Origin of the sequence: Klebsiella sp. R445 (genome assembly GCF_051131755.1) — a bacterium.
GTDB lineage: Bacteria > Pseudomonadota > Gammaproteobacteria > Enterobacterales > Enterobacteriaceae > Klebsiella > Klebsiella lignicola.
In genome coordinates, this window is the sequence record NZ_CP180446.1 from 720940 (window position 1) to 745009 (window position 24070).

The 24070-nt window shown below is 60.0% G+C and carries 20 protein-coding genes; 6 read left to right on the top strand and 14 right to left on the bottom strand.

Going from position 1 to position 24070, the window contains the following annotated elements:
* Positions 1-8 precede the first annotated feature (8 nt).
* The 3 genes from ACMYSN_RS03340 to ACMYSN_RS03350 are packed head-to-tail and all read left to right on the top strand — an operon-like array spanning position 9 to position 3145.
* On the top strand, positions 9-1094 hold the full coding sequence (locus ACMYSN_RS03340; protein ID WP_462497009.1) for an HlyD family secretion protein: 1086 nt from the start codon (positions 9-11) through the stop codon (positions 1092-1094).
* Complete coding sequence (locus tag ACMYSN_RS03345; protein WP_462497010.1) at positions 1091-2470, top strand: outer membrane factor lipoprotein domain-containing protein; 1380 nt, start codon at positions 1091-1093, stop codon at positions 2468-2470. Before ACMYSN_RS03340 ends, ACMYSN_RS03345 begins: the two co-directional genes overlap by 4 nt.
* 15 nt (positions 2471-2485) lie before the next feature.
* Positions 2486-3145, top strand: a complete 660-nt coding sequence (locus ACMYSN_RS03350) for an O-methyltransferase (RefSeq protein ID WP_462497011.1) — start codon at positions 2486-2488, stop codon at positions 3143-3145.
* Between the two features lie 50 nt (positions 3146-3195).
* Here the strand turns inward: ACMYSN_RS03350 and hrpA are convergent, their stop codons facing one another.
* Positions 3196-7041, bottom strand: coding sequence for an ATP-dependent RNA helicase (hrpA, locus tag ACMYSN_RS03355; protein WP_462498191.1), 3846 nt, complete (start codon positions 7039-7041; stop codon positions 3196-3198).
* Positions 7042-7299: 258 nt separating this feature from the next.
* On the opposite strand from hrpA, the gene azoR reads away from it, so the two are divergent.
* Positions 7300-7905 carry an FMN-dependent NADH-azoreductase gene (gene azoR / locus ACMYSN_RS03360; RefSeq protein WP_462497012.1) on the top strand — a complete coding sequence of 202 codons (606 nt, stop codon included), beginning with the start codon at positions 7300-7302 and terminating at the stop codon, positions 7903-7905.
* A gap of 113 nt (positions 7906-8018) precedes the next feature.
* Here the strand turns inward: azoR and paaY are convergent, their stop codons facing one another.
* From paaY to paaA, 13 genes are all read right to left on the bottom strand, one after another.
* A complete protein-coding gene (gene paaY, locus ACMYSN_RS03365) occupies positions 8019-8615 on the bottom strand; it encodes a phenylacetic acid degradation protein PaaY (RefSeq protein ID WP_123754120.1) in 597 nt (198 codons plus the stop codon).
* 9 nt (positions 8616-8624) lie between these two features.
* On the bottom strand, positions 8625-9551 hold the full coding sequence (paaX, locus tag ACMYSN_RS03370; RefSeq protein WP_174508843.1) for a phenylacetic acid degradation operon negative regulatory protein PaaX: 927 nt from the start codon (positions 9549-9551) through the stop codon (positions 8625-8627).
* 150 nt (positions 9552-9701) lie between these two features.
* Positions 9702-11018 carry a phenylacetate--CoA ligase gene (gene paaK, locus ACMYSN_RS03375; RefSeq protein ID WP_462497013.1) on the bottom strand — a complete coding sequence of 439 codons (1317 nt, stop codon included), beginning with the start codon at positions 11016-11018 and terminating at the stop codon, positions 9702-9704.
* A 26-nt stretch (positions 11019-11044) separates the two neighbouring features.
* Positions 11045-12250 carry a thiolase family protein gene (gene pcaF / locus ACMYSN_RS03380; RefSeq protein ID WP_462497014.1) on the bottom strand — a complete coding sequence of 402 codons (1206 nt, stop codon included), beginning with the start codon at positions 12248-12250 and terminating at the stop codon, positions 11045-11047.
* Positions 12250-12672 carry a hydroxyphenylacetyl-CoA thioesterase PaaI gene (paaI, locus tag ACMYSN_RS03385; RefSeq protein WP_462497015.1) on the bottom strand — a complete coding sequence of 141 codons (423 nt, stop codon included), beginning with the start codon at positions 12670-12672 and terminating at the stop codon, positions 12250-12252. The genes pcaF and paaI overlap by 1 nt, the downstream gene beginning before the upstream one ends.
* Positions 12662-14101, bottom strand: a complete 1440-nt coding sequence (gene paaH / locus ACMYSN_RS03390; RefSeq protein ID WP_462497016.1) for a 3-hydroxyacyl-CoA dehydrogenase — start codon at positions 14099-14101, stop codon at positions 12662-12664. Before paaH ends, paaI begins: the two co-directional genes overlap by 11 nt.
* Positions 14102-14104: 3 nt before the next feature.
* Positions 14105-14893 (bottom strand): enoyl-CoA hydratase, encoded by a 789-nt coding sequence (gene paaG / locus ACMYSN_RS03395; protein WP_462497017.1) that lies wholly within the window; start codon positions 14891-14893, stop codon positions 14105-14107.
* A 2-nt stretch (positions 14894-14895) separates the two neighbouring features.
* The gene (gene paaF / locus ACMYSN_RS03400) at positions 14896-15663 is read right to left on the bottom strand and encodes a Clp protease/crotonase-like domain-containing protein (RefSeq protein ID WP_462497018.1); all 768 of its coding nucleotides are present in this window, start codon (positions 15661-15663) and stop codon (positions 14896-14898) included.
* Entirely contained in the window at positions 15660-16730 is a 1071-nt protein-coding gene (gene paaE, locus ACMYSN_RS03405; protein ID WP_462497019.1) for a 1,2-phenylacetyl-CoA epoxidase subunit PaaE, read from the bottom strand. Before paaE ends, paaF begins: the two co-directional genes overlap by 4 nt.
* A 7-nt stretch (positions 16731-16737) precedes the next feature.
* Positions 16738-17235, bottom strand: a complete 498-nt coding sequence (gene paaD, locus ACMYSN_RS03410) for a PaaD family protein (protein ID WP_462497020.1) — start codon at positions 17233-17235, stop codon at positions 16738-16740.
* Between the two features lie 12 nt (positions 17236-17247).
* On the bottom strand, positions 17248-18003 hold the full coding sequence (paaC, locus tag ACMYSN_RS03415; RefSeq protein WP_462497021.1) for a 1,2-phenylacetyl-CoA epoxidase subunit PaaC: 756 nt from the start codon (positions 18001-18003) through the stop codon (positions 17248-17250).
* 7 nt (positions 18004-18010) lie between these two features.
* Positions 18011-18298, bottom strand: a complete 288-nt coding sequence (gene paaB, locus ACMYSN_RS03420) for a 1,2-phenylacetyl-CoA epoxidase subunit PaaB (RefSeq protein WP_123754109.1) — start codon at positions 18296-18298, stop codon at positions 18011-18013.
* Between the two features lie 11 nt (positions 18299-18309).
* Positions 18310-19239, bottom strand: coding sequence for a 1,2-phenylacetyl-CoA epoxidase subunit PaaA (gene paaA, locus ACMYSN_RS03425; RefSeq protein WP_462497022.1), 930 nt, complete (start codon positions 19237-19239; stop codon positions 18310-18312).
* Between the two features lie 285 nt (positions 19240-19524).
* On the opposite strand from paaA, the gene paaZ reads away from it, so the two are divergent.
* Positions 19525-21570 (top strand): phenylacetic acid degradation bifunctional protein PaaZ, encoded by a 2046-nt coding sequence (gene paaZ, locus ACMYSN_RS03430; RefSeq protein ID WP_462497023.1) that lies wholly within the window; start codon positions 19525-19527, stop codon positions 21568-21570.
* A 190-nt stretch (positions 21571-21760) separates the two neighbouring features.
* Entirely contained in the window at positions 21761-24019 is a 2259-nt protein-coding gene (gene tynA, locus ACMYSN_RS03435; protein WP_462497024.1) for a primary-amine oxidase, read from the top strand.
* Positions 24020-24070 lie beyond the last annotated feature (51 nt).

The window sequence follows — 24070 nt, forward strand, 5'->3', positions numbered from 1 at the left end:
GAGTCGTTATGAGTCAGCAGGATGCGGCCAGGCAACAGGCCAACACCCGCAACAATATCCGCGTAGTATCCATTTTTACCGCCGCCGCCATCGGCCTCATCGGCGTACTAGTGATTTTATACGCCTGGCAGCTGCCGCCGTTTACCCGGCACAGTCAGTTTACCGATAACGCCTATGTTCGCGGGCAGACTACCTTTATCAGCCCTCAGGTCAGCGGCTATGTGACGGCTGTTAACGTGCAGGATTTTGATTACGTTAAGCCGGGACAGGTACTGTTCCAGATTGATGACCGGATCTACAAACAGCGCGTTCATCAGGCGCAGGCGACGCTGGCGATGAAAGAGGCAGCGTTGAACAACAACCTTCAGCAACGCAAAAGTGCCGAGGCGGTCATTCAGCGCAACGAAGCCGCGCTGCAAAATGCCCGTGCGCAGAACCAGAAAAACCAGGCGGACTTAAAGCGCGTCCAGGATTTGACTGCCGACGGATCGTTATCCATTCGCGAACGCGATTCCGCCAGGGCCAGCGCGGCGCAGGGTACCGCCGATATCGAACAGGCAAAGGCGACGCTGGAGATGTCGCGCCAGGATCGGCAATCGACTATCGTTAACCGCGATGCGCTGGAGGCCGATGTTGCCAGCGCTCATGCCGCGCTGGAACTGGCGGAGATCGACCTGAACAATACCCGGATCGTCGCGCCCACCGCCGGCCAGCTCGGCCAGATTTCAGTGCGCCTCGGCGCCTACGTCAGCTCCGGCACCCACTTAACCTCGCTGGTGCCGCCGCAGCACTGGGTGATTGCTAATCTGAAAGAGACTCAACTGGCGCAAATTCGCATCGGCCAGGCCGCGACCTTTAGCGTTGATGCGCTAAACGGCGAAACTTTCAACGGCACCGTCCAGAGCATCTCCCCGGCGACCGGGGTTGAATTCAGTGCGATTTCCCCGGATAACGCCACCGGTAACTTCGTCAAAATCGCGCAGCGCATTCCGGTGCGTATCGCCGTGAATGAGGGGCAGAAAAACAGCACCCGGCTGCGTCCAGGGATGTCGGTGCAGGTCACTATTGATACTCGTGAGGGAGCGCAGCCATGATTCGCCCGCTCACTCTTGTGCTGGCGCTCACTCTGGTCGGCTGTCAATCAGCGGACGTTCAGCGTGCCGAGCCGTCATTGCAGATCCCGGCCGCCTGGCGCGCTGATATCGGGCCAGCCAGTACGGTTGAAGGTGTGTGGTGGCGCAACTTTCACGACAGCCAGCTTAACCACTATGTTGATCAGGCGCTGCGCTACAACAGCGATGTCCTGATCGCCCGCGAACGGGTCAACGAGTATCAGGCCCGGGCCTATGCCGCCGACAGCTCGCTGTTTCCGTCGCTGGATGCCGGACTGACCGGCACTCGCGCACGCACGCAGTCTGCGGTAACCGGCCTGCCCATACACAGTACGGTCTATAAAGGTGGATTAACCGCCAGCTATGATGTGGATCTCTGGGGGGCTAACCGCAGCGCCGCCAGCGCCGCACAGGCGAGCCTTGAGGCGCAAAAAGCCGCCGCTGCGGCCGCCGATCTCACCGTCGCCACCTCGGTGGCCGTGGGATATCTGACCCTGCTATCGCTGGACGATCAGCTGCAGGTGACGCAGCAGACGCTGAAATCGCGTGAAGATGCCTACAAGCTGGCCAAACGCCAGTTTGAGACCGGCTATACGTCGCGGCTGGAATTGATGCAGGCCGACTCGGAACTGCGTTCGACACGCTCGCAGATCCCGCCGCTACAGCATCAGATTGCGCAACAGGAGAATGCGCTGAGCGTGCTGATCGGCAGTAACCCCGGCAACATTAAGCGGCAAGCGTTCGCCCAACTGACGCCCCTCGTCCTGCCATCGCAGCTGCCGTCTACGCTACTGAACCGTCGACCGGATATCGTCCAGGCCCAGCGGCAGCTGATTGCCGCCGATGCTACGCTCGCCTCATCACAGGCGCAGCTACTGCCGTCGCTCAATTTGACCGCCACCGGGAGCCTGCAGGACCGGACGTTGCCAGACCTGCTCGATAATCCGCTCCGGCTCTGGAGCGTCGGCGGCAGTATTCTCGCCCCGCTGCTCAACCGACAGGCGCTGAATGCGCAGGTTGATGTTTCGATGGCGCAGCGCAACCAGGCACTGTACGGTTATGAGAAAACGGTGCGCGGTGCCTTTCGGGAAGTGAATGACAGCCTTGATGCCATCACCCGCTATGGCGAGCAGTTATCCGAATTGCTCAGCCAGCAGGAGGTCGCGCAGGAAACGCTACGTATCGCGCAGAACCGCTACCGCAACGGCTACTCCTCATATCTTGACGTACTGGACGCCCAGCGGACGCTGTTCGCCACACAGATTAGCGTTGTGCAGGTGAAGAACAACCTGCTGTTGGCGCAGGTGGATTTGTACCGGGCACTGGGAGGTGGCTGGTCTGACTCATCAGGGATGTAACGCAGGAAATCGTTCATGCAACAAAAATGGTCTGCTGTAGATAGCTATCTTGTTAATGCATTAATTCCTGACGACCCGGTGCTCGCTCAGGTGCTGGAAAACAACCAACGCGCCGGACTGCCCGCTTTCGACGTCGCCGCCAACCAGGGACAATTTCTGGCGCTGTTGATCCGTATGGTACGTGCCCGTCGGGTCCTGGAAATTGGTACGCTCGGCGGTTACAGCACCATCTGGATGGCCCGCGAGCTGCCTGAAGATGGCACCTTGCTGACGCTGGAGGCCGATCCACATCATGCGGCGGTGGCGCGGGAAAACCTCCGTCTGGCAGGCGTGGCCGACCGGGTCACGCTGCGGGAAGGTCCGGCGCTGCAAACCCTGGAAGCCCTCGGCGACTGTCCTGCGTTCGATGTGATTTTTATCGATGCGGATAAACCCAGTAACCCCGATTATCTGTGCTGGGCCCTGCACTATTCCCGGCCGGGAACGCTGATTATCGGCGATAACGTGGTGCGTGATGGTGAGGTGGTGAACCCCCACAGCGACGACGATCGCGTGCAGGGGGTACGGCGTTTTATCGAGATGATGGCCAACGACCCGCGCCTGACGGTCACGGCGCTGCAAACCGTCGGCAGCAAAGGCTGGGACGGCTTCACGCTGGCGTGGGTGAACGCGTAGTCCGTTCAGCGCAGCGCCACCGGGGAAAGTGCGCAGGTTTCTGGTACCGCTTACGCGACAATCTGCTCCATCGCCTGCAGCACTCGCTTATCGGAAATCGGATACGGTGTACCGAGCTGTTGGGCGAAGAAGCTGACGCGCAACTCCTCGATCATCCAGCGTATCTCCTGCACATCCTCATCACCACGACGCCCCGGCGGCAGCTTATTCAGCCACTGCTGCCAGGCCTGCTGGACGCTCTCGACTTTCAGCATCTGCGCCCGGTCGCGGTGCGGGTCAATCGCCATTTTCTCCAGCCGCTTTTCAATAGCCTGGAGATAACGCAGAGTATCACCGAGCCGACGGAAACCGTTGCCGGTAACGAAGCCGCGATACACCAGCCCGCTCATCTGCGCTTTAACATCCGACAGCCCCAGCGCCATGCTCATATCCACGCGCCCTTTCAGGCGTTTATTGATGTTGAACACCGCGGTCAGGATCTGCTCGACCTGTTTGGCAATCTCCACCACCGTGTCGTTCAGCTCGGCGCGTACTTTGTCGTGCAGCTTAGCGAACTCTTCTTCGCTCCACACCGGGCCACCCGCTTCGTCAATAAGCTTATCCACGCCGCAGGAGATACAGTCATCAATCAGATCCAGCACTTTGCCATAAGGGTTAAAGTAGAGTCCCAGCTTGGCTTTGTTCGGCAACTTCTCGTGCAGGTACTTGATCGGTGAAGGAATATTCAACAGCAGCAGTCGTCGCAGCCCCTGCCACATCGCCTGCTGCTGCTCCAGCGGATTATCAAACAGCTTGATCGCGACACTGTCACGTTCATCCACCAGCGCCGGCCAGGCCTTCACTTTATAGTTGCCACGTTTCTGCTCATAGCTTTCCGGCAGCTGCCCGAAGCTCCAGATATGCAGCCCGCTCTGCTCGATGCCGTCATCGGCGACCGCCGACAGCGTCTCCTGCACCTTGCCTTTCAGCGAGGCTTTTAACTCCGCCAGCGAACCGCCTTCGGCCAGCTTCTTATTCTTGTCGTCCACCACCCGGAAGGTGATTTTCAGGTGATCGGGCACCTGATCCCAGTGCCAAGCTTCGCGGTCGATGGTCACGCCGCTCATCCGCCGCAGCTCGCGCTCCAGCGAATCCAGCAACGGCATCTCCAGCGGCGTCACGCGGCCTAAAAATGCCTCGGCGTAGTTCGGCGCCGGCACAAAGTTACGGCGCACCGGCTTCGGCAGCGACTTAATCAGCGCGATGATCAGCTCCCGGCGCAGGCCGGGGATCTGCCACTCGAACCCGGCCTCTTCCACCTGATTCAGCAGCGGCAGCGGAATATGCACCGTCACCCCATCGGCGTCGGCGCCCGGTTCAAACTGATAGCTCAGCCGCAGCTTCAGGTTGCCCTGATGCCAGAAGTTCGGGTAGTCCAGCTTGCTAACCTGCTCTGCGCCCTCTTTGATCAACATACTCTTTTCAAAGTTGAGCAGATCCGGGGTCTCGCGGCTGGCCTGTTTCCACCACTTATCGAAGTGGCGCGCCGAGATCACCTCATGGCTGATGCGCTGGTCGTAGAACTCAAACATCGTGTCGTCATCGACGAGAATGTCGCGGCGGCGCGATTTGTGCTCCAGCTCTTCGATTTCCGTGCGCAGCTTGAGGTTGTCGCGGAAGAAGGCATGCCGGGTCTGCCAGTCACCTTCCACCAGCGCGTGGCGGATAAACAGCTCGCGGCACAGCGCCGGGTCAATCTGGCTGTAGTTCACTTTACGGGCGGCGACGATTGGCAAGCCATAAACCGTCACTTTCTCCGTGGCCATGACCGCGCCCTGCGCCCGCTCCCAGTGCGGCTCACTGTAGGAACGTTTGATCAGATGCTGCGCCACCGGCTCGACCCATTCCGGGTCGATACGTGCGGCAATACGTCCCCACAGGCGGCTGGTTTCCACCAGCTCGGCGACCATCGTCCACTTCGGCGGTTTCTTGAACAAACCGGAACCCGGGAAGATCGAGAAACGCGCATTGCGCGCCCCGGTAAACTCCTGCTTGTCGGTATCTTTCATGCCGATATGCGACAGCAGCCCGGTCAGCAGCGCGGTATGGATCTCGCGATACTCCGCCGGTTCGCTGTTAATCGGCAGCCCGAGCTCTTTCACCACCTGGCGCAGCTGGGTGTAGATGTCCTGCCATTCGCGTACCCGCAAATAGTTGAGGAAATCGGTACGGCACTGGCGGCGGAACTGGTTCGATGACAGCGCTTTTTGCTGCTCGCCGAGGTAGTTCCACAGGTTCACAAACGCCAGGAAGTCCGACTCTTTATCGTGGAAGCGGCGGTGTTTCTCGTCGGAAGCCTGCTGTTTGTCCATCGGACGCTCACGCGGATCCTGAATCGACAGCGCCGAGGTGATAATCATCGCTTCGCGCACGCAGCCATGTTTTTGCGCTTCCAGCACCATTCGGGCCAGACGCGGATCCACCGGGAGCTGGCTCAGTTGGCGGCCCATCGGCGTCAGCTTGTAGGCGGTTTGCTGTTCATCGGTGGTGATGGCACCGAGCTCTTCCAGCAGCCGCACGCCGTCCTGGATATTGCGCTTGTCCGGCGCTTCGACAAACGGAAACGCGGCGATGTCGCCCAGCCCCAGGGCGGTCATCTGCAAAATGACCGACGCCAGGTTGGTGCGCAGAATTTCCGGGTCGGTGAATTCCGGCCGTGACAGGAAATCATCTTCGGAATAGAGGCGAATACAGATCCCTTCCGACACGCGGCCGCAGCGGCCTTTACGCTGGTTGGCAGAGGCCTGAGACACCGGCTCAATCGGCAGGCGCTGGACTTTGGTACGGAAGCTGTAGCGGCTGATACGCGCGGTACCGGGGTCGATAACGTACTTGATGCCCGGCACGGTCAGTGAGGTTTCGGCGACGTTGGTCGCCAGCACGATGCGCCGCCCGCTATGGGACTGGAAAACGCGGTTTTGCTCGCTGTTCGACAGCCGGGCATACAGCGGCAGCACTTCGGTATGACGCAGATTGAGCTTATTGAGCGCGTCGGCGGTGTCGCGAATTTCGCGCTCGCCGCTCATAAAGATCAGGATATCGCCCGGGCTTTCACGACCCAGCTCATCCACCGCGTCAAAAATTGCCTGCAGCTGATCGCGGTCGGTATCGTCCGCCTCTTCGACAATCGGCCGGTAGCGAACTTCCACCGGATAGGTCCGCCCGGAGACTTCGATAATCGGCGCATTGTTAAAGTGGCGCGAGAAGCGTTCCGGGTCGATGGTCGCCGAGGTGATGATCACTTTCAGATCCGGGCGACGCGGCAGCAGTTCCCGCAGGTAGCCGAGCAGGAAGTCGATATTGAGGCTGCGTTCGTGCGCTTCATCGATGATGATGGTGTCGTACTGCATCAGCATCCGGTCCTGCTGGATTTCCGCCAGCAAAATACCGTCGGTCATCAGCTTCACCATGGTGTTGTCGCTGACGTGATCGCTAAAGCGGACTTTATAGCCGATGCAGCCGCCCGGCTCGCTTTGCAGCTCTTCGGCAATACGGTTGGCGACGGTACGCGCCGCCAGACGACGCGGCTGGGTATGGCCAATCAGCCCTTTTACCCCGCGCCCCAGCTCCATGCAGATTTTCGGCAACTGGGTGGTTTTACCGGAACCGGTCTCCCCGGCAACAATCACCACCTGATGGTCGCGAACCGCCTGCAGGATCTCCTGTTTTTTCTGGCTGACCGGCAGGTTTTCCGGGTAGGTAATCGCCGGACGCGACGCTTCGCGCAGCAGGACTCTCCCTGTGGCTTGTTCAATCTCTTGCGCCATCTCCTGAAGAATGGCCTGTTGGGATTCAGGATTTTTAACCTTTTTCACGCCGTGCAGGCGACGGGAGAAGCGTGATCTGTCACGCAGCATCAGGCCATCAAGCTGCTGGAATAGCTGAGAGAAGGTGAACTTTTGTCGTTCTGTCATAGCGTTATCGGGCAGTGCACTGCCGGGCAAAATCTCTTTTGATGTATTGCTGTATATTACCACATCTGTCATTCCCATGCCTTGTTCAAAAAAACTGAATACAGGGTTCGATTTATTGCGCTATCTCTGTGGCATGATTGTGAATAAAGTGTCAGCAAGCACCAGGGCATTGACCCGTCAATCTCATATAAGGAAACACCCATGAGCAAAGTACTCGTTCTGAAATCCAGTATTCTGGCAGGCTACTCGCAATCTGGTCAGCTGTCCGACTATTTTGTTGAACAATGGCGTGAACAGCACGCTGATGACGTTATCACCGTGCGTGACCTGGCAGCGAACCCAATCCCGGTACTGGATGGCGAACTGGTTGGTGCGCTGCGTCCGAGCGACACCCCGCTGACCCCGCGTCAGCAGGAAGCGCTGACGCTGTCTGACGAGTTGATTGCTGAACTGCAGGCAAATGACGTGATCGTGATTGCCGCCCCGATGTACAACTTCAACATCCCGACGCAGCTGAAAAACTACTTCGACCTGGTAGCGCGCGCTGGTGTGACCTTCCGCTACACCGAAAAAGGGCCGGAAGGTCTGGTGACCGGTAAACGTGCAGTGGTTCTGACCAGCCGCGGCGGTATCCATAAAGATACCCCGACCGACCTGGTGACCCCGTACCTGTCTACCTTCCTCGGCTTCATCGGCATCACCGACGTGAACTTTGTCTTCGCAGAAGGCATCGCGTACGGTCCGGACGTGGCAGCGAAAGCCCAGACCGACGCCAAAGCAGCAATCGACAGCGTCGTTGCCGCATAAGATTTCACTCCCACCGCCCGGTGGGAGTTTTTTTATCCGGCCGGAATGCTAATCCCGGCTGGCGTGTTGCTTCGCCGGGCTACAGGGCGATATGACAAGACGGGCTTAGTGCATTAACTCTGTGATTTCGGCCGCAGGTTATCGTCAAATTCCAGCCGTTTGCGGTCTGGCTCCGCCTGTTTTAACGGCTCCACCTGATGCATTGTCTGCTGGCAGCGTTCCACCAGCACCTGATACTCCCGGGTCCCCTGCTTTTTCCACGCGATTTCCTGCTCGCTCAGGGTACGAATGGCTTTGGCCGGGCTGCCGACAATCAGATGGTTCGCCGGCATTTCCGCGCGGGCTTTGACAAACGCCGACGCGCCGACAATGCTGTTTTCGCCGATCGTCGCCCCGTCGATAATTACTGCGCTCATGCCGACCAACGCATTGCGGCCAATCACGCAGCCGTGAAGAATCGCCCCGTGGCCGATATGCCCGTCCTCTTCGACGATCGTATCCTGACCGGGGAAGCCGTGCATCACGCAGTTATCCTGAATGTTGGCGCCATCTTTAACCACGATACGGCCAAAATCACCGCGCAGGCTGGCATTCGGACCGATGTAAACCCCTTTACCGAGGATCACATCGCCAATCAGAACCGCCGTGGGATGGACATAGCTCTCATCCGGTACGACAGGGGTCATACCGTCAATCTGATAAATCGGCATTGAGCCTCCTTAGGCGCCTGGCAAACCGCCAAAACGCTGAAAATAGAGCGGTCCCGGCGCGGGCAGTTCCCCCACCGAGCTTTCACCTTTTTCGCCGACGAAAGTCAGCGCCCCCGGCGCAACCCGCTGATAAATATTGATACACAGCTGACGGGCGGTTTGCCCGGCCCAGTGGGCAGGCAGCAGCTCTTCCGGCAGCAGCGGATCTTTCAGCACCACCCGGCGATAGAAATGAATGAGCAGCAGTTGGATCTGGAAACAGCGCGCTGGCGTCAGCTCTTCGGCATCGGCCTCACGCAGCAGCGGCAATAGCGGACGGAACAGCGCAATAAAGGTCTCATACATCGCGTTTTGTTCGGTTAAGTGCCAGCACTCTTCGACCCGGGCGCGCAGCGCCGCCTGGGAGAGCGCCAGCGGTGAATGAGCCTCAAAGCAAATCACATTCTCCGCCACGCCGGCTTCGTGTAACAACGACTGTACATCGGCCATTTTTTGCGATGGAGACGCCAGCAGGCTCGGCGCCAGTGCGCCAAAGCCTTGCCACAGCAGCTGTTTTTTGACTTCCGCCAGCTGGGTTTTCTCCAGCCCTTCCGACAGCAACAACAGCCAGGTGCCGTCCCATTCCGGGGCGCTAGCGCGATAAATTTTATGTTCCGCCCGGCGCGTCAGGCGCAGCCCTTTGTCGCTCAGCCGGTAGAAGCTACGGCGGCCGATGCGCACCACATCCAGCCACTCCTCTTTGTTCAGGCGAAACAATGCGGTACGCACAAAGCGTTCGCCAAAACCCAGCCCCTCCAGCAACGTTGCCAGGCTCCCCAGCCACACTTCGCCCCCGCGTTGCAGCAGCGAATCCCCGTACAGCGAGGCAATCAGCGAGGTTCCGCTAATCGGCATCGCCGTCACCGCCTGTTGAATAAAGGTGTCGAGTTTACTCATCTGATTCATTCTGTTGTTGTTTTTGTCCTTTTCGAATCATAGCACAGGAAATCCCGGAGGCGGTGCTCCGCACCTGACCGGGCTACCGCGAACCTGTAGCCCGGTCAGCGAAGCGCCACAAGGAACAACGCTGCAAACCGGGGTAAAATATTAACCGTTGGCGGCCACCTTACGCAGATCGAAGACACGGCAGGCTTTGCCTTCTGAGCGCGGAATGCTGCCGCAGTTGACGATGCTGATGTCGGTCGAGATCCCTACCATCGACTTAATGCGGTGGCGCAGATGATGGCAGATCTGACAGCGTTGCTCGTGGCTCAGCGATAAGCTGCTCTCTTTTAGCTCAACGCGCACCGAAAGCGAATCAAGATGACCACGACGATTGACCTCCAGCTGATAATGCGGCGACAGATGCTCCACTTTGAGGATCTCTTCTTCCAGCTGTGACGGGAAGACGTTGACCCCGCGGATAATCAGCATATCGTCGCTGCGACCGCTGATGCGATCCATCCGGCGCATGGTGCGCGCGGTCCCCGGCAGCAGACGGGTCAGGTCGCGGGTGCGGTAGCGGATCACCGGCAGCGCCTCTTTGGTCAGAGTGGTAAAAAGCAGCTCTCCGTGTTGCCCGTCCGCTAGCGGCGTGCCGTCGTTCGGGTTCACCACTTCCGGGAAGAAGTGATCTTCCCAGATAGTCGGGCCATCGGCGGTTTCCAGACACTCCATCGCCACCCCCGGCCCCATCACTTCCGACAGGCCGTAGATATCCAGCGCGGAGATCCCCAGACGACGCTCGATCTCCGCCCGCATTGCCAGCGTCCACGGCTCGGCACCAAACACGCCCACCCGCAGGGAGCAGCCGCTGGCGTCACCGCCCATCTGGCGCTCGAGCTCTTCAATCAGATTGAGGCAGTAAGACGGCGTTACCATAATCATATCTGGCTTAAAATCACGGATCAGCTGGGCCTGTTTCTCCGTCTGGCCGCCGGACATCGGGATCACCGTCGCCCCCAGACGCTCCGCGCCGTAGTGCGCCCCAAGGCCGCCGGTGAACAGGCCGTAGCCGTAGGCAACGTGAATTTTATCTTTTGCCGTCCCGCCTGCGGCACGCAGGGAACGGGCAACAATATTGGCCCAGGTGTCGATATCATTTTGCGTGTAGCCCACCACCGTCGGTTTACCGGTGGTACCCGAGGAGGCGTGGATACGCACAATTTGCTCCATCGGCACCGCAAAGGTATCAAACGGATAGTTATCGCGCAGATCCTGCTTGGTGGTGCACGGGAACTTGCTCAGGTCGCTCAGTTCACGAAAATCGTCGGGGTGAACACCCGTCGCATCAAATTTACGGCGGTACATTGGCACATTGTCGTAGGCGTGTTTCAGCGTCCACTTCAGACGCTGGGTCTGCAGAGCCTGTAATTCGTCACGAGAAGCAGTTTCAATCGGATCTAATTTTGTAGTAGTTATCATTTTAGGGTACTCGCAGGTAAATTAGCTCACACTCGCTCGAGGATCATGGCAATGCCCTGACCCACGCCAATACACATCGTACACAGCGCGTAGCGCCCGTTGCGACGCTGCAACTCCAGAGTGGCGCTCAGCGCCAGCCGCGCACCGCTCATGCCCAACGGATGGCCTAAGGCGATGGCGCCGCCGTTGGGGTTAACATGCGAGGCATCGTCCGCCACGCCCAGCTGCCTGAGCACGCCCAACGCCTGGGCCGCAAAGGCTTCATTCAGTTCGATGACGTCCATATCGTTGATGTTCAGACCCGCGCGCTCCAGCACTTTACGTACCGCAGGCACCGGCCCAAGCCCCATGTACTTCGGCTCAACACCTGCAGTCGCCATCGCCACAATGCGTGCCCGCGGGGTTAACCCCTGGGCCTCGGCCTGCTGCTGGCTGGCGATAATCAGCGCCGCCGCGCCGTCGTTCACCCCGGAGGCGTTACCGGCGGTCACCACCCCGCCTTTACGAAAAGGCGTCTTGAGCTGCGACAGTTGCTCCAGGGTGGTCTCCGCGCGCGGGTGCTCGTCGTCGCGCACCGCGCTTACCATCCCCTTCTTGCCGATAATCTGCACCGGGACGATCTCCTGCGCCAGGATCCCCGCCCGCTGCGCTTTCGCCGTCAGCTGCTGGCTGCGCAGGGCAAAGGCATCCTGATCGGCCCGGCTTACATTTAACAATTCAGCTACATTCTCTGCTGTTTCCGGCATGCTGTCAGTGCCAAATTGTTGCTGCATGAGCGGGTTCACAAAACGCCAGCCAATAGTGGTATCAAACAGTTCAGCCTGACGCTGGAACGGCGTGCTGGCTTTGCCCATCACAAACGGCGCCCGCGACATCGATTCGACACCGCCGGCGATCATCAGGTCGGCATCGCCGGCTTTGATGGCCCGTGCGGCAAAGCCAATCGCATCGAGGCCGGACCCGCACAGTCGGTTGATGGTGGTCCCGGAGACCGACGTCGGGTATCCCGCCAGCAAGGTCGCCATATGCGCGACATTGCGATTATCTTCCCCGGCCTGGTTAGCACAGCCGAATATCACGTCATCGATGCACGATGGATCCAGCCCCGGGTTACGGCTCAGCAACTCACGCAGCGGGATGGCGGCTAGGTCGTCGGCACGCACGCTGGCGAGTGCCCCGCCGTAGCGGCCAATCGGGGTACGAATCCCATCACAGATAAAGGCGTCACGCATCAGACTTCTCCCGTGATTGTGCCGCCGATGCGGTGCGATTTGCCGCGAAACAGGGCCACAATCTTTTGTTGTTGGTTAACGATTTCAATGTCGTAGACGCCGGTCAGTTTCCCCTGCTGCTTGACCCTTGCGGTCGCGACCAGACGGTCACCGGCGAAAGCCGGGCGCAGGAAGTCGATGCTGGCCCCTGACGCGACCGCCGCCAGCCCCTGGCTGTTGCAGGCGTAGGCGAAGGCGGTATCGGCCAGCGAGAACAGCTGCCCGCCGTGGCAGGTCTGATGCCCGTTGAGCATCGCTGGCGACACGGTCATGCTCATCTGCGCGTAGCCGTCATCCATCTCGATAATCTCGATGCCAAGGGTTCTGGCACAGCTGTCGTGTTCATACATCGCGCGCGCATTGCGCCAGGCCTCATTGCTCATGAGCACTCTCCAGCGCCTTCTGGCGCAGCAAGGAACAGGGGCGATAACGCTCTTCGCCATAATGCTGTTGCAGGTTCTCCAGCAGGCGCAGCACGCGCGGCCAGCCTAGTGTTTTGCCCCACGCCAACGGGCCATGCGGGTAGTTGACCCCGAGACGCATTGCGGTATCGATATCTGCCGCACTGGCGACCCCTTTCTGTACCGCGTCCAACGCTTCATTGACCAGCATGGCGACGGTGCGCCAGACCAGCAGACCGGGATAGTCGGCAATCTGCAGCACGTTCTTGCCTTGCAGCTGGAAATAGCGTACTGCTTTGTCGGTAGCCGATGACGGGTTGGTGGCCGCCGCGGCCAGCACCACCGTCTCGCCGGCACAGTAGTCGTAAACCACCACCGGGCAGCCATGCTGTACGCTCAGGGCCTGGGCGGTCGCGCCGGTGGTTTCCACCAGCCGCAGGTCGTCAAGCTCAATGAGCACTTCACCAGTGACACTGTCACCTTTCGTGCATATCGTCTGCGCCCCGGATGCGGCGGGTACGGCGGCCAGCGCCACGTCTGACTGGGGTTCAACGGGCCAGCGATAAACGCCCTGCCCGCTCTTTTTACCCAGCCGTCCGGCCAGCGCCAGCTCCTGCTGAAGCAGTGACGGCAGATAGCGCCGATCCTGCCAGAATGCGTTAAACACGGAGCAGGTCACGGCAAAGTTGACGTCCTGACCAATCAGGTCAGTCAGGGCCAGCGGCCCCATCGGAAAACCGCCGCCGTCGCGCAGCGCCGCGTCAATTACCGTGGCGCTCGCCACCTGCTCTTCCAGCGCTCGCCACGCCTCGGCGTAGAACGGACGCGCCACCCGGTTGACGATAAAGCCCGGCGTTGACCGGCAGCGTACCGGCTGTTTGCCCCAGGCGCTGACGCACTGGCACAGTTGTTCAACCACCTCCGGCGAGGTGGCCAGCCCGCTGACCACCTCCACCAGTTTCATCACCGGCGCCGGGTTAAAGAAATGCAGTCCGGCCACGCGCTCAGGATGTTTCACATCGGCGGCAATGGCGGTAATCGAGATCGACGAGGTGTTGCTGGTCAGCAGCGTCGACGGGGAGCAGATCTCCGCCAGCTGGCTGAACAGCGCTTTTTTGACGTCCGGACGTTCCGACGCGGCTTCGATCACCAGCCAGGCGTCAGACAGCGCCGTTAAGGACGTTACCGGCACAATCCGCGCGATCAACGCCTCGGCCTGCTCCGACGCCAGCTTGCCGCGTGCCACCCGGGACGCCAGGCGCTGGCGAATACCGTCAACGGCGCGGGTCAGCGCTTCGGTGGCGATATCGTAGAGCAGAACCTGATGTCCGGCGGCTGCAGCCACTTCCGCAATCCCCGCCCCCATCGTGCCGCCGCCAATCACGGCGACGGTGTGCTGTGCGTTTCCCATAATTTATTTCCCGCTGAACTGTGGTGGACGTTTGGCGAGGAAGGCGCTGACCCCTTCGCGATAATCATCGCTGCGTCCCGCCAGGCGCTGATAATCGCGTTCCAGGTCCAGCTGCGCATCAAGACCTTGCGTTTCCGATGCCAGCAACGCTTTCTTGATAAGCCCGAGGCCAAAGGTAGGCTGCGTCGCCAGATGGCGCGCCAGCTGACGGCTGGTGTCTGCCAGTTCGGCATCTTCCACCAGCTGCCAGATCATCCCCCATTGCGCGGCCTGTTCGGCACTGAGCTTTTCGCCCAGCAGCGCCAGCCCCATTGCCCGGGCGCGCCCGGCCACCCGCGGCAGGAACCAGCTACCGCCGCAGTCGGGCACCAGCCCCAGTTTGCTGAAGGCCATCACAAAGTTGGCCGAGCGGGCGGCGAGTACCAGATCGCACCCCAGCGCCAGCGTCGCCCCCGCCCCGGCCGCTACCCCGTTCACGGCGGCAATAACCGGCTTCGGCAGCGCCGTCAGACGGCGCACCAGCGGGTTATAGAAACGCTCAACGGAGAGACCGAGATCCGGCGCCGGCCCGCTGGGGTCGACGTTGCGGTCATTGAGATCCTGACCGGCGCAAAAACCGCGTCCGGCACCGGTAATCAGCAGGCAGCGCACGGCATCGTCGCGCTCGGCCTGAGTCAGACAGGCCGCCAGTTGCTGATGCATCAGGTCGTTAAAGCTATTCAGACGATCCGGGCGGTTAAGGGTAATCGTCATCACACCCTGTTCAACTTCGCTGAGAATAAATGCGTCCACGATTAGCGTCCTTTAAATTCCGGGGTTCGTTTTTGTAAGAAGGCGGCGATCCCTTCGCGGCGGTCGTCAGTGGCGCTCAGCAGCGTAAACAGCTGGCGTTCTTGCTGAAGTCCGGCCTGAAGGCTCACTTCCAGGGCCTGCCGCAGTGCCTGTTTGGCGGCACGCAGCGCCAGCGGTGCATGGTTCGCCATTGTCGTTGCCAGCGTCAGGGCGTATTCGTCGGTTAACAGCGCTGGCGTGATGTCACTCACCAGACCGGCCTGCTGCGCCCGTTGGGCATCAATACTTTCGCCGCTCAGCACCATGCGGTTAGCCAGCGCTTTGCCGACGCTGCGGATCAGTCGCTGGGTGCCACCGGCTCCCGGCATCAGCCCGAGGGTGATTTCCGGCAGGCCGAAACGGGCGTTATCTCCCGCCACGACGACATCGCACAGCAGAGCCAGTTCGCAGCCCGCGCCGAGGGCATAGCCGTTAACGGCGGCAATCAGCGGCTTCGGGAAGGCATCGATGCGCGCCCACAGACGAGGGCGAATATCGTCCAGCGTGGCGGGGAGATCTTTCTCCGCCATTTCGTTAAGATCGGCGCCCGCGGCAAAGAAACGCGTGTTGCCGCTGATTACGCAGGCGTTGATCTGCGGATCAACGGCCGCCGCGTCCAGCGCATCGGCAATCTGGGTAAGCAGTGCGTTATTCAGGGCATTACGCGCCTGTGGACGGTTAAGAGTCAGGTGCAACACCTGCTTGTGGCGGGCTATCAGCAGATCGCTCATGCCATCCCCCTCGCGTCAAAATCGACCACCACATCGCCGCTGGTGGGCAGCGCCTGGCAGCTCAGCACATACCCGGCCGCCAGTTCGTCGGCTTCAAGGCTGTAGTTCGCCGCCATCGCCACTTCACCGCGCAGCACTTTGCATTTGCAGGTAGCGCAGACGCCGCCTTTGCAGGCGAAGGGTAAATCCGCTCCCTGGCGCAGCGCCGCATCGAGAATGCTGTCATCATCCGCCCCGAGGGAAATCAGCCGGTCGCGGCCGTCCTGACGAATCGTCACCGTGCGGCCTTCGGCCTGTACGCCGGTAGCACGCTTAACGCTGCTCCCCGGAGTGTTAAAGCGTTCGAGGTGGATATGGTCATCCGCCATTCCCAGCGCGCGCAGCGCGGCTTCCGCCTCGTCCATCATCACCGCCGGACCGCAAATAAATGCTTCGTCGAAGCGGCTGAAGTCGAGCAGTTTTGCTGAGAGCGCGTGCAGCTTGTCGCCGTCGATCCGCCCCTGCAGCAGATCGCTGTCCATCGACTCCTGGCTGAACAGGTGCACCACCTGCAGCCGCTGCGGATAGCGGTCTTTCAGGTCCGCCAGCGCCTGGCGAAACATCATGCTGCTACTGCTGCGGTTGCCGTAGATCAGGGTGAAGCGGCTGTGCGCTTCGGTGGCGAGGGTAGCGGCAATAATCGCCATCATTGGCGTAATCCCGGAACCAGCGGCAATCGCCAGGTAGTCGGCTTCGCGCCCGGCCTGCGGCTGGTAGCCGAAGTGTCCCTGCGGCACCATCACCTCCAGCGCCATCCCCTGGCAGATATCGCTCTGCGCATACCGGGAGAATCGTCCGCCGTCGATGGCTTTGACCGCCACGCTGATTTCCGCCGGCGAGCGGCTGCGGCATATGGAGTAGCAACGTCTGAGCTCTTCCCCGCCGAGGCGGGTTTTAACCGTCAGATGCTGGCCCGGACGGAAGGCATACGCGGCCTGCAGCGCGTCGGGGATCGCGAAGGTAATGGTCACCGCATCGCGGGTTTCCGGCTCCACTTTCGCCACGGTAAGCGAATGAAACGTCGTCATGGCAACCTCAAATACATTTAAAGTAATCAAAAGGTTCACGGCAGTTGTCGCAGCGATAGAGCGCTTTGCAGGCCGTTGAACCGAATTCACTGATCGGCGTGGTGTGGACGCTGCCGCAACGGGGGCAAACCACCTCACCCGGCAGCCCGGCATGGCAGGCGTGTCCCTGAGGCGGGCTGATGCCGTACTGGCGCAGACGCTCACGCGCGTCCTGATTCATCCAGTCGGTGGTCCACGGCGGATCCAGCTGAAGGACGATATGCACCGGGGTGTAGCCATGTCGGGTCATCGCCGCGCGGATCTCCCCCAGCAGATGCTCGGTCGCCGGGCAGCCTGAGTAGGTCGGCGTGAAGCCGATAACCCAGCCTTCCCCCTGCGGCGTAACGTTGCGCACCATGCCAAGGTCGGTAATGGTCAGCACCGGTACTTCCGGGTCGGGGATCTCACTGAGCAACGCCCAAATCGCATGGACTTCGGCGGGAGCAATATCGGCGAGACGTTGCATAGTCACCTCCAGTTACCACTGCTGACCGGGATACGCGCGCTGCAGATACTGCATTTCTGCCAGCAGCGGCCCGAGATGTTCGCTGTGCAACCCCTGCTTGCCGCCGTGACGAAACGCAGCTTCCTGCGGGATCTGCAGACCAGCTTCGAGCAGCGCGGTGTGGATCGTGCTTTGCCACTCTTCCTGCAGGTCGCGCGGGTCAACGGCAATGCCTTGTTCAACCAGCGCCAGCTCTAACTCATCGGCATGGAACAGTTCGCCGGTAAAGCGCCACAGGTCATCCACCGCCTGCTGCATTTTCTGCGCCGATACCGCCGTACCGTTGCCCAGACGCTCCAGCCAGCCGCGGCTAAAGCGCAAGTGATAGCGCACCTCTTTCAGCCCTTTGGCGGCAATGGCGCCCAGTTGTACATCGCGACTCGCCGTCAGACGGCTAAACAGCGCCACGTGCCAGGCATCGATAAAGCACTGTCGGGCAATGGTGTCGGCGAAGTTGCCGTTGGGTTGTTCCACCAGCAGCAGATTGTGGTATTGCCGTTCATCACGACCGAAGGCCAGGGTGTCTTCGTCACCGCTGCCCGCCAGCTCCGCCGCATAGCTGAGGAAATTGCGGGACTGACCCAGCAGGTCGAGGCCGATATTAGCCAGCGCGAGGTCGATTTCCAGCTCCGGCGCATGACCACACCACGCACCTAAGCGCTGGGCCAGCACCAGGCCGTTATCGCCGAGACGTAGGGCATAAGTTGCAACAGGATTCAGCTTATTCATCGTTGCCTCACATATGTTCCATGCCGTCCGGCACGTTGTAGAAAGTAGGATGGCGGTAGACTTTGCTCTCCGCCGGGTCAAAAAACTCGCCGCTCTCGTCCGGCTGGGAGGCGATGATCTGGCTGGCTTTCACCACCCACAGCGAGCAGCCTTCGCTGCGACGGGTGTACACGTCGCGGGCGTTTTCCAGCGCCATCCGATCGTCGGCGGCATGCAGGCTGCCCACGTGACGGTGGGATAACCCCTGTTTGCTGCGGACAAATACTTCATATAACGGCCAGTAAACGTTGCTCATCATGCTTCTCCTTATGCCGCGTCGCGGGAGTGTTGTTTTTGGGCATGCGCCAGCGCGGCTTCGCGCACCCATGCGCCCTCTTCCCAGGCTTTACGCTTGGCGGCCAGACGTTCGTGGTTACAGATACCACGCCCGTTAATCACTTCATTGAGTTCCTGCCAGTTGATAGCGCCAAAGCGGTAGTGCCCGGTGGCCTCATCAAGCTGTAAATCGGCATCCGGCACGGTCATGCCGAGGATCGCGACCTGCGGTACGGTGTTATCGACAAAGCGCTGACGCAGTTCGTCGTTGGAGTGCAGTTTGATTTTCCACGCCATGCTGCGGGCGCTGTTCGGCGAGTTATCGTCGCTCGGGCCAAACATCATCAGCGCCGGCCACCAGAAACGGTTGATGGCATCCTGCAGCATCTGGCGTTGCGCCTCGCTGCCCTCGGCCAGCGCCATGCAGGCTTCAAAACCCTGGCGCTGATGGAAGCTCTCTTCTTTGCAGATTTTGACCATCGCCCGGGCGTAGGGGCCGTAGGAGGTGCGGCACAGCGCGACCTGATTGACGATCGCCGCGCCGTCGACCAGCCAGCCGATCACCCCGATATCGGCCCAGCTCAGGGTCGGGTAGTTAAAGATCGAGGAGTACTTCATCTGGCCATCCAGCATTTTCTGATACAGATCTTCCCGGGCACAGCCGAGGGTTTCCGCCGCGCTGTAGAGATACAGGCCATGCCCGGCCTCATCCTGCACCTTGGCCAGCAGAATGGCCTTACGGCGCAGCGTTGGCGCACGGGTAATCCAGTTGCCTTCTGGCAGCATGCCGACAATTTCAGAGTGCGCGTGCTGGCCAATCTGGCGGATCAGCGTTTTACGGTAGGCCTCCGGCATCCAGTCCTGCGGCTCGATGGCCGTATCCTGCGCGATGCGCTGGTCAAAGCATTGTTCTTGTGTCACGCCATCACCTTTATGATTCCGATAAATTCAACAAATCATCATTTGTGAATCACTTCGTTTTATAAAAGTTACATGTAGGTTAAATAAAACCACAAATTTTGTTTGTTCTTTTTGTGATAGCCACCGCAAAATATTGCGTAAACTCGCCGAAACACAACGACATAGCGCCACACCGTCTCGCGCACACGATCACAATGTTAATAAATTATTAAATATAAGCTTGCGTTTTATGATTCATAAAATAACTATTTATAGAGATTTCACGTAACACATTGGAGAGTCGCAATGCAGCAGTTAGCCAGCTTCTTATCCGGCACCTGGCAGACCGGCCGGGGCCGCGCCCGCACTATTCGCCACGCCATCAGCGGTGACGCGCTTTGGGAAGTCACCAGCGACGGGCTGGATATGGCGCAGGCGCGCCGGTTTGCCATCGACCGCGGCGGCAAGGCGTTGCAGGCCATGACCTTTATCGAACGCAGCGCGATGCTGAAAGCGGTGGCGAGACACCTGCTGGAAGAGAAAGCGTCCTTCTATGCGATTTCGGCGCAGACCGGGGCGACCAAGGCCGATAGCTGGGTGGATATCGAGGGCGGGATTGGTACGCTGTTCACCTACGCCAGCCTCGGCAGCCGCGAGCTGCCGGACGACACTCTGTGGCCGGAAGATGAACTGATCCCCCTGTCGAAACAGGGTGGCTTCGCGGCCCGTCACCTGCTGACGTCAAAATCCGGCGTCGCGGTACACATCAACGCCTTTAACTTCCCCTGCTGGGGGATGCTGGAAAAACTGGCGCCCACCTGGCTTGCGGGTATGCCGGCGATCGTCAAGCCGGGCACCGCCACGGCCCAACTGACCCAGGCGATGGTCAAATCCATTGTCGACAGCGGGCTGGTACCGCCGGGCGCCATCAGCCTGATTTGCGGCGGCGCGGGGGATCTGCTCGAACAGCTTGATAGCCAGGACGTGGTGACTTTTACCGGTTCGGCACAAACCGGCCAGCAGCTGCGCGTACACCCGAATCTGGTGGCAAAATCGATCCCCTTCACCATGGAGGCGGACTCACTAAACTGCTGCGTGCTCGGGGATGACATCACCCCGGAACAACCGGAGTTTGCACTGTTTATCCGCGAGGTCGTGCGCGAAATGACCACCAAAGCGGGACAGAAATGTACCGCTATCCGCCGGATTATCGTGCCACAAGCTCAGGTGAAAGCCGTCAGCGAGGCGCTGATCTCCCGTCTGCAAAAAGTGGTGGTCGGCGACCCGGCGCAGGAAGGGGTCAAGATGGGCGCGCTGGTCAGCCACGACCAGCGACAGGACGTTCAGGACAAGGTCAACACCCTGGTTCAGGCCGGGTGCGAAGTCCTGCTTGGCGGTCAGGCCGATCTCAACGCCAGCGGCGCATTTTTCCCACCGACCCTGCTGTATTGCCCGCAGCCGGATGAAACCCCGGCGGTGCATGCCGTCGAAGCGTTTGGCCCGGTGGCAACCCTGATGCCCTATCAGCATCGCGACCACGCGCTGGCGCTGGCCCGCGCCGGTGAAGGCAGTCTGGTCGGCACGCTGGTCACCGCCAGCGGTGAACTGGCGCGGGAATTTATTCTCGGGGCCGCCCGTTGTCACGGCCGTATCCAGGTCCTCGACCAGGTGTCAGCGGTGGAGTCCACCGGCCACGGCTCACCGCTTCCGCAACTGGTCCATGGCGGACCGGGCCGCGCCGGCGGCGGTGAAGAGCTGGGAGGGCTACGCGCGGTGAAGCACTACATGCAGCGCACCGCGGTCCAGGGCAGCCCGACGATGCTGGCGACCATAGGTCAACAGTGGGTGCGCGGCGCTCAGGTGAGCGAAGACCGGGTCCACCCGTTCCGCAAATATTTCGAAGAGATCCAGCCCGGCGATAGCCTGTTGACGCCGCGCCGGACCCTGACCGAAGCGGATATCGTCAACTTTGCCTGTCTGAGCGGGGATCACTTCTACGCCCACATGGATAAAATTGCCGCCGCCGAGTCGATCTTCGGCGAACGCGTGGTGCATGGTTATTTCCTGATCTCTGCCGCCGCCGGGCTGTTTGTCGATGCAGGTGTCGGGCCGGTCATCGCCAACTACGGCATGGAAAATCTGCGCTTTATCGAACCGGTCAAACCGGGCGATACCATCCAGGTTCGCCTGACCTGTAAACGCAAGACGGTGAAGCGTCAGCGCAACGCCGATGAGAAAGCGACCGGCGTCGTGGAGTGGGCGGTTGAGATTGCGAACCAGCATCAGCAGCCGGTAGCGCTCTACTCGATTCTGACGCTGGTAGCCCGTCAGCACGGTGATTTCCCGGCCTAAGACTCGCCGATACAGCCATGATCCACAGCACCACAATGCCTCTGCGGAGGCATTTTTTATAACTGGCAAAACTGACAAACAACCTGGCATACGCAGGCAAACACCTGGTCATCGCACACTGCTAGGTTAACGATACACAAGCCGACTTTCGCAGCGGCAAAGCACAACACAACAATTAGGTGAGGTCACAATGGCGATTCGTTCCCCCCGCAAAACGGCTCTGGCGCTGGCTGTTGCCCTGTTCTGCGCCTGGCAAAGCCCGGTTTCCGCCCATGGCGGTGAAGCGCATATGGTTCCGATGGATAAAACGCTGCAGGAATTTGGTGCCGATGTGCAGTGGGATGATTATGCCCAGATGTTTACCCTGATGAAGGACGGGGCCTACGTCAAAGTGAAGCCCGGCGCTAAAACCGCAATCGTCAACGGCAAAACGTTGAATCTGCAGGTGCCGGTGGTGATGAAAAACGGCAAGGCGTGGGTCTCCGAGACCTTTATCAACGATGTCTTCCAGTCCGGGCTTGACCAGACCTTCCAGGTCGAGAAGCGCCCGCACCCGCTCAACTCCTTAACCGCGGCGGAAATCAGCGAAGCCGTCACCATCGTCAAAGCGTCGCCAGAGTTCCGCCCCAATACCCGCTTCACCGAAATCTCGCTGCACGAGCCGGATAAAGCAGCGGTGTGGGCCTTTGCGTTGCAGGGCACCGCCGTGTCTGCCCCGCGCACCGCTGACGTCATCATGCTCGATGGCAAGCACGTTATTGAAAGCGTGGTCGACTTACAGAACAAAAAAATCCTCTCCTGGCAGCCGATTAAAGATGCCCACGGCATGGTACTGATTGACGATTTCGTCAGCGTGCAGAACATCATTAACGCCAGCGACGAATTTGCCGCGGTCCTCAAAAAGCACGGCATCACCGATACCAAAAAGGTGATCACCACCCCGCTGACCGTGGGCTACTTCGACGGCAAAGATGGCCTGAAGCAGGACTCGCGCCTGCTGAAAGTGGTGAGCTATCTGGATACCGGCGACGGCAACTACTGGGCGCACCCAATTGAAAACCTGGTGGCGGTGGTCGACCTTGAGCAGAAGAAGATCATCAAAATTGAAGAAGGCCCGGTGATCCCGGTGCCGATGGAAGCGCGCCCGTATGATGGCCGCGACCGCGTCGCCTCCGCGGTGAAACCGCTGGATATCACCGAGCCGGAAGGCAAAAACTACACCATCACCGGCGACACCATTCACTGGCAGAACTGGGATTTCCACCTGCGTCTTAACTCCCGCGTCGGGCCGATCCTCTCGACGGTCACCTACAACGACAACGGGAAGAAACGCCAGGTGATGTATGAAGGTTCGCTGGGCGGCATGATCGTGCCTTACGGTGACCCGGACGTGGGCTGGTACTTTAAAGCCTATCTCGACTCCGGCGATTACGGTATGGGAACCCTGACCTCGCCTATCGTGCGCGGCAAAGATGCGCCAGCGAACTCGGTGCTGCTGGATGAAACCATCGCCGATTACACCGGTAAACCCACCACGATCCCGCACGCGATTGCAATTTTTGAACGCTACGCCGGACCGGAGTACAAACACCAGGAAATGGGGCAGCCGAACGTCAGCACCGAGCGCCGCGAACTGGTGGTCCGCTGGATCAGTACCGTAGGCAACTACGACTATATCTTTGACTGGGTATTCCACGAGAACGGCACCATCGGCATCGATGCTGGTGCCACCGGGATTGAAGCGGTGAAAGGCGTGATGGCGAAAACCATGCACGATCCGAGCGCCAAAGATGATACCCGCTACGGGACGTTGATCGACCATAACATCGTCGGCACCACCCACCAGCACATCTACAACTTCCGTCTGGATCTTGATGTCGATGGCGAGAACAACAGCCTGGTGGCTATGGACCCGGAAGTGAAGCCCAACACCGCCGGTGGCCCGCGGACCAGCACCATGCAGGTGAATCAGTACACCATCGACAATGAGCAGAAGGCGGCGCAGAAGTTCGACCCAGGCACCATTCGCCTGTTGAGCAACACCACCAAAGAGAACCGGATGGGCAACCCGGTGTCGTATCAGATAATCCCGTATGCTGGCGGGACTCACCCGGCAGCAACCGGTGCCAAGTTCGCCCCGGATGAGTGGATCTACCACCGTCTGAGCTTTATGGATAAGCAGCTGTGGGTCACCCGCTATCATCAGGAAGAGCGCTATCCTGAAGGCAAGTACCCGAACCGTTCAGTCCATGACACCGGTCTCGGCGCCTATGCCAAGGATAACGAGTCGCTGAACAACCACGATGACGTCGTGTGGATCACTACCGGCACCACCCACGTGGCCCGTGCCGAAGAGTGGCCGATTATGCCGACCGAATGGGCGCACGCGCTGTTGAAGCCGTGGAACTTCTTTGACGAAACGCCGACCCTCGGCGAGAAGAAAAAGTAGTCCACGTTTCAGACCGACAACCTGGCCTGCCCGGGTTACGGTGTAAGATGA

What these genes read in the sequence shown, in the direction of transcription:
- ACMYSN_RS03340 (WP_462497009.1), top strand. Translation starts at nt 9, where the DNA reads ATGAGTCAGCAGGATGCGGCCAGGCAACAGGCCAACACCCGCAACAAT.
- ACMYSN_RS03345 (WP_462497010.1), top strand. Translation starts at nt 1,091, where the DNA reads ATGATTCGCCCGCTCACTCTTGTGCTGGCGCTCACTCTGGTCGGCTGT.
- ACMYSN_RS03350 (WP_462497011.1), top strand. Translation starts at nt 2,486, where the DNA reads ATGCAACAAAAATGGTCTGCTGTAGATAGCTATCTTGTTAATGCATTA.
- hrpA (WP_462498191.1), bottom strand. Translation starts at nt 7,041, where the DNA reads ATGCTGCGTGACAGATCACGCTTCTCCCGTCGCCTGCACGGCGTGAAA.
- azoR (WP_462497012.1), top strand. Translation starts at nt 7,300, where the DNA reads ATGAGCAAAGTACTCGTTCTGAAATCCAGTATTCTGGCAGGCTACTCG.
- paaY (WP_123754120.1), bottom strand. Translation starts at nt 8,615, where the DNA reads ATGCCGATTTATCAGATTGACGGTATGACCCCTGTCGTACCGGATGAG.
- paaX (WP_174508843.1), bottom strand. Translation starts at nt 9,551, where the DNA reads ATGAGTAAACTCGACACCTTTATTCAACAGGCGGTGACGGCGATGCCG.
- paaK (WP_462497013.1), bottom strand. Translation starts at nt 11,018, where the DNA reads ATGATAACTACTACAAAATTAGATCCGATTGAAACTGCTTCTCGTGAC.
- pcaF (WP_462497014.1), bottom strand. Translation starts at nt 12,250, where the DNA reads ATGCGTGACGCCTTTATCTGTGATGGGATTCGTACCCCGATTGGCCGC.
- paaI (WP_462497015.1), bottom strand. Translation starts at nt 12,672, where the DNA reads ATGAGCAATGAGGCCTGGCGCAATGCGCGCGCGATGTATGAACACGAC.
- paaH (WP_462497016.1), bottom strand. Translation starts at nt 14,101, where the DNA reads ATGGGAAACGCACAGCACACCGTCGCCGTGATTGGCGGCGGCACGATG.
- paaF (WP_462497018.1), bottom strand. Translation starts at nt 15,663, where the DNA reads ATGAGCGATCTGCTGATAGCCCGCCACAAGCAGGTGTTGCACCTGACT.
- paaE (WP_462497019.1), bottom strand. Translation starts at nt 16,730, where the DNA reads ATGACGACGTTTCATTCGCTTACCGTGGCGAAAGTGGAGCCGGAAACC.
- paaD (WP_462497020.1), bottom strand. Translation starts at nt 17,235, where the DNA reads ATGCAACGTCTCGCCGATATTGCTCCCGCCGAAGTCCATGCGATTTGG.
- paaC (WP_462497021.1), bottom strand. Translation starts at nt 18,003, where the DNA reads ATGAATAAGCTGAATCCTGTTGCAACTTATGCCCTACGTCTCGGCGAT.
- paaB (WP_123754109.1), bottom strand. Translation starts at nt 18,298, where the DNA reads ATGAGCAACGTTTACTGGCCGTTATATGAAGTATTTGTCCGCAGCAAA.
- paaZ (WP_462497023.1), top strand. Translation starts at nt 19,525, where the DNA reads ATGCAGCAGTTAGCCAGCTTCTTATCCGGCACCTGGCAGACCGGCCGG.
- tynA (WP_462497024.1), top strand. Translation starts at nt 21,761, where the DNA reads ATGGCGATTCGTTCCCCCCGCAAAACGGCTCTGGCGCTGGCTGTTGCC.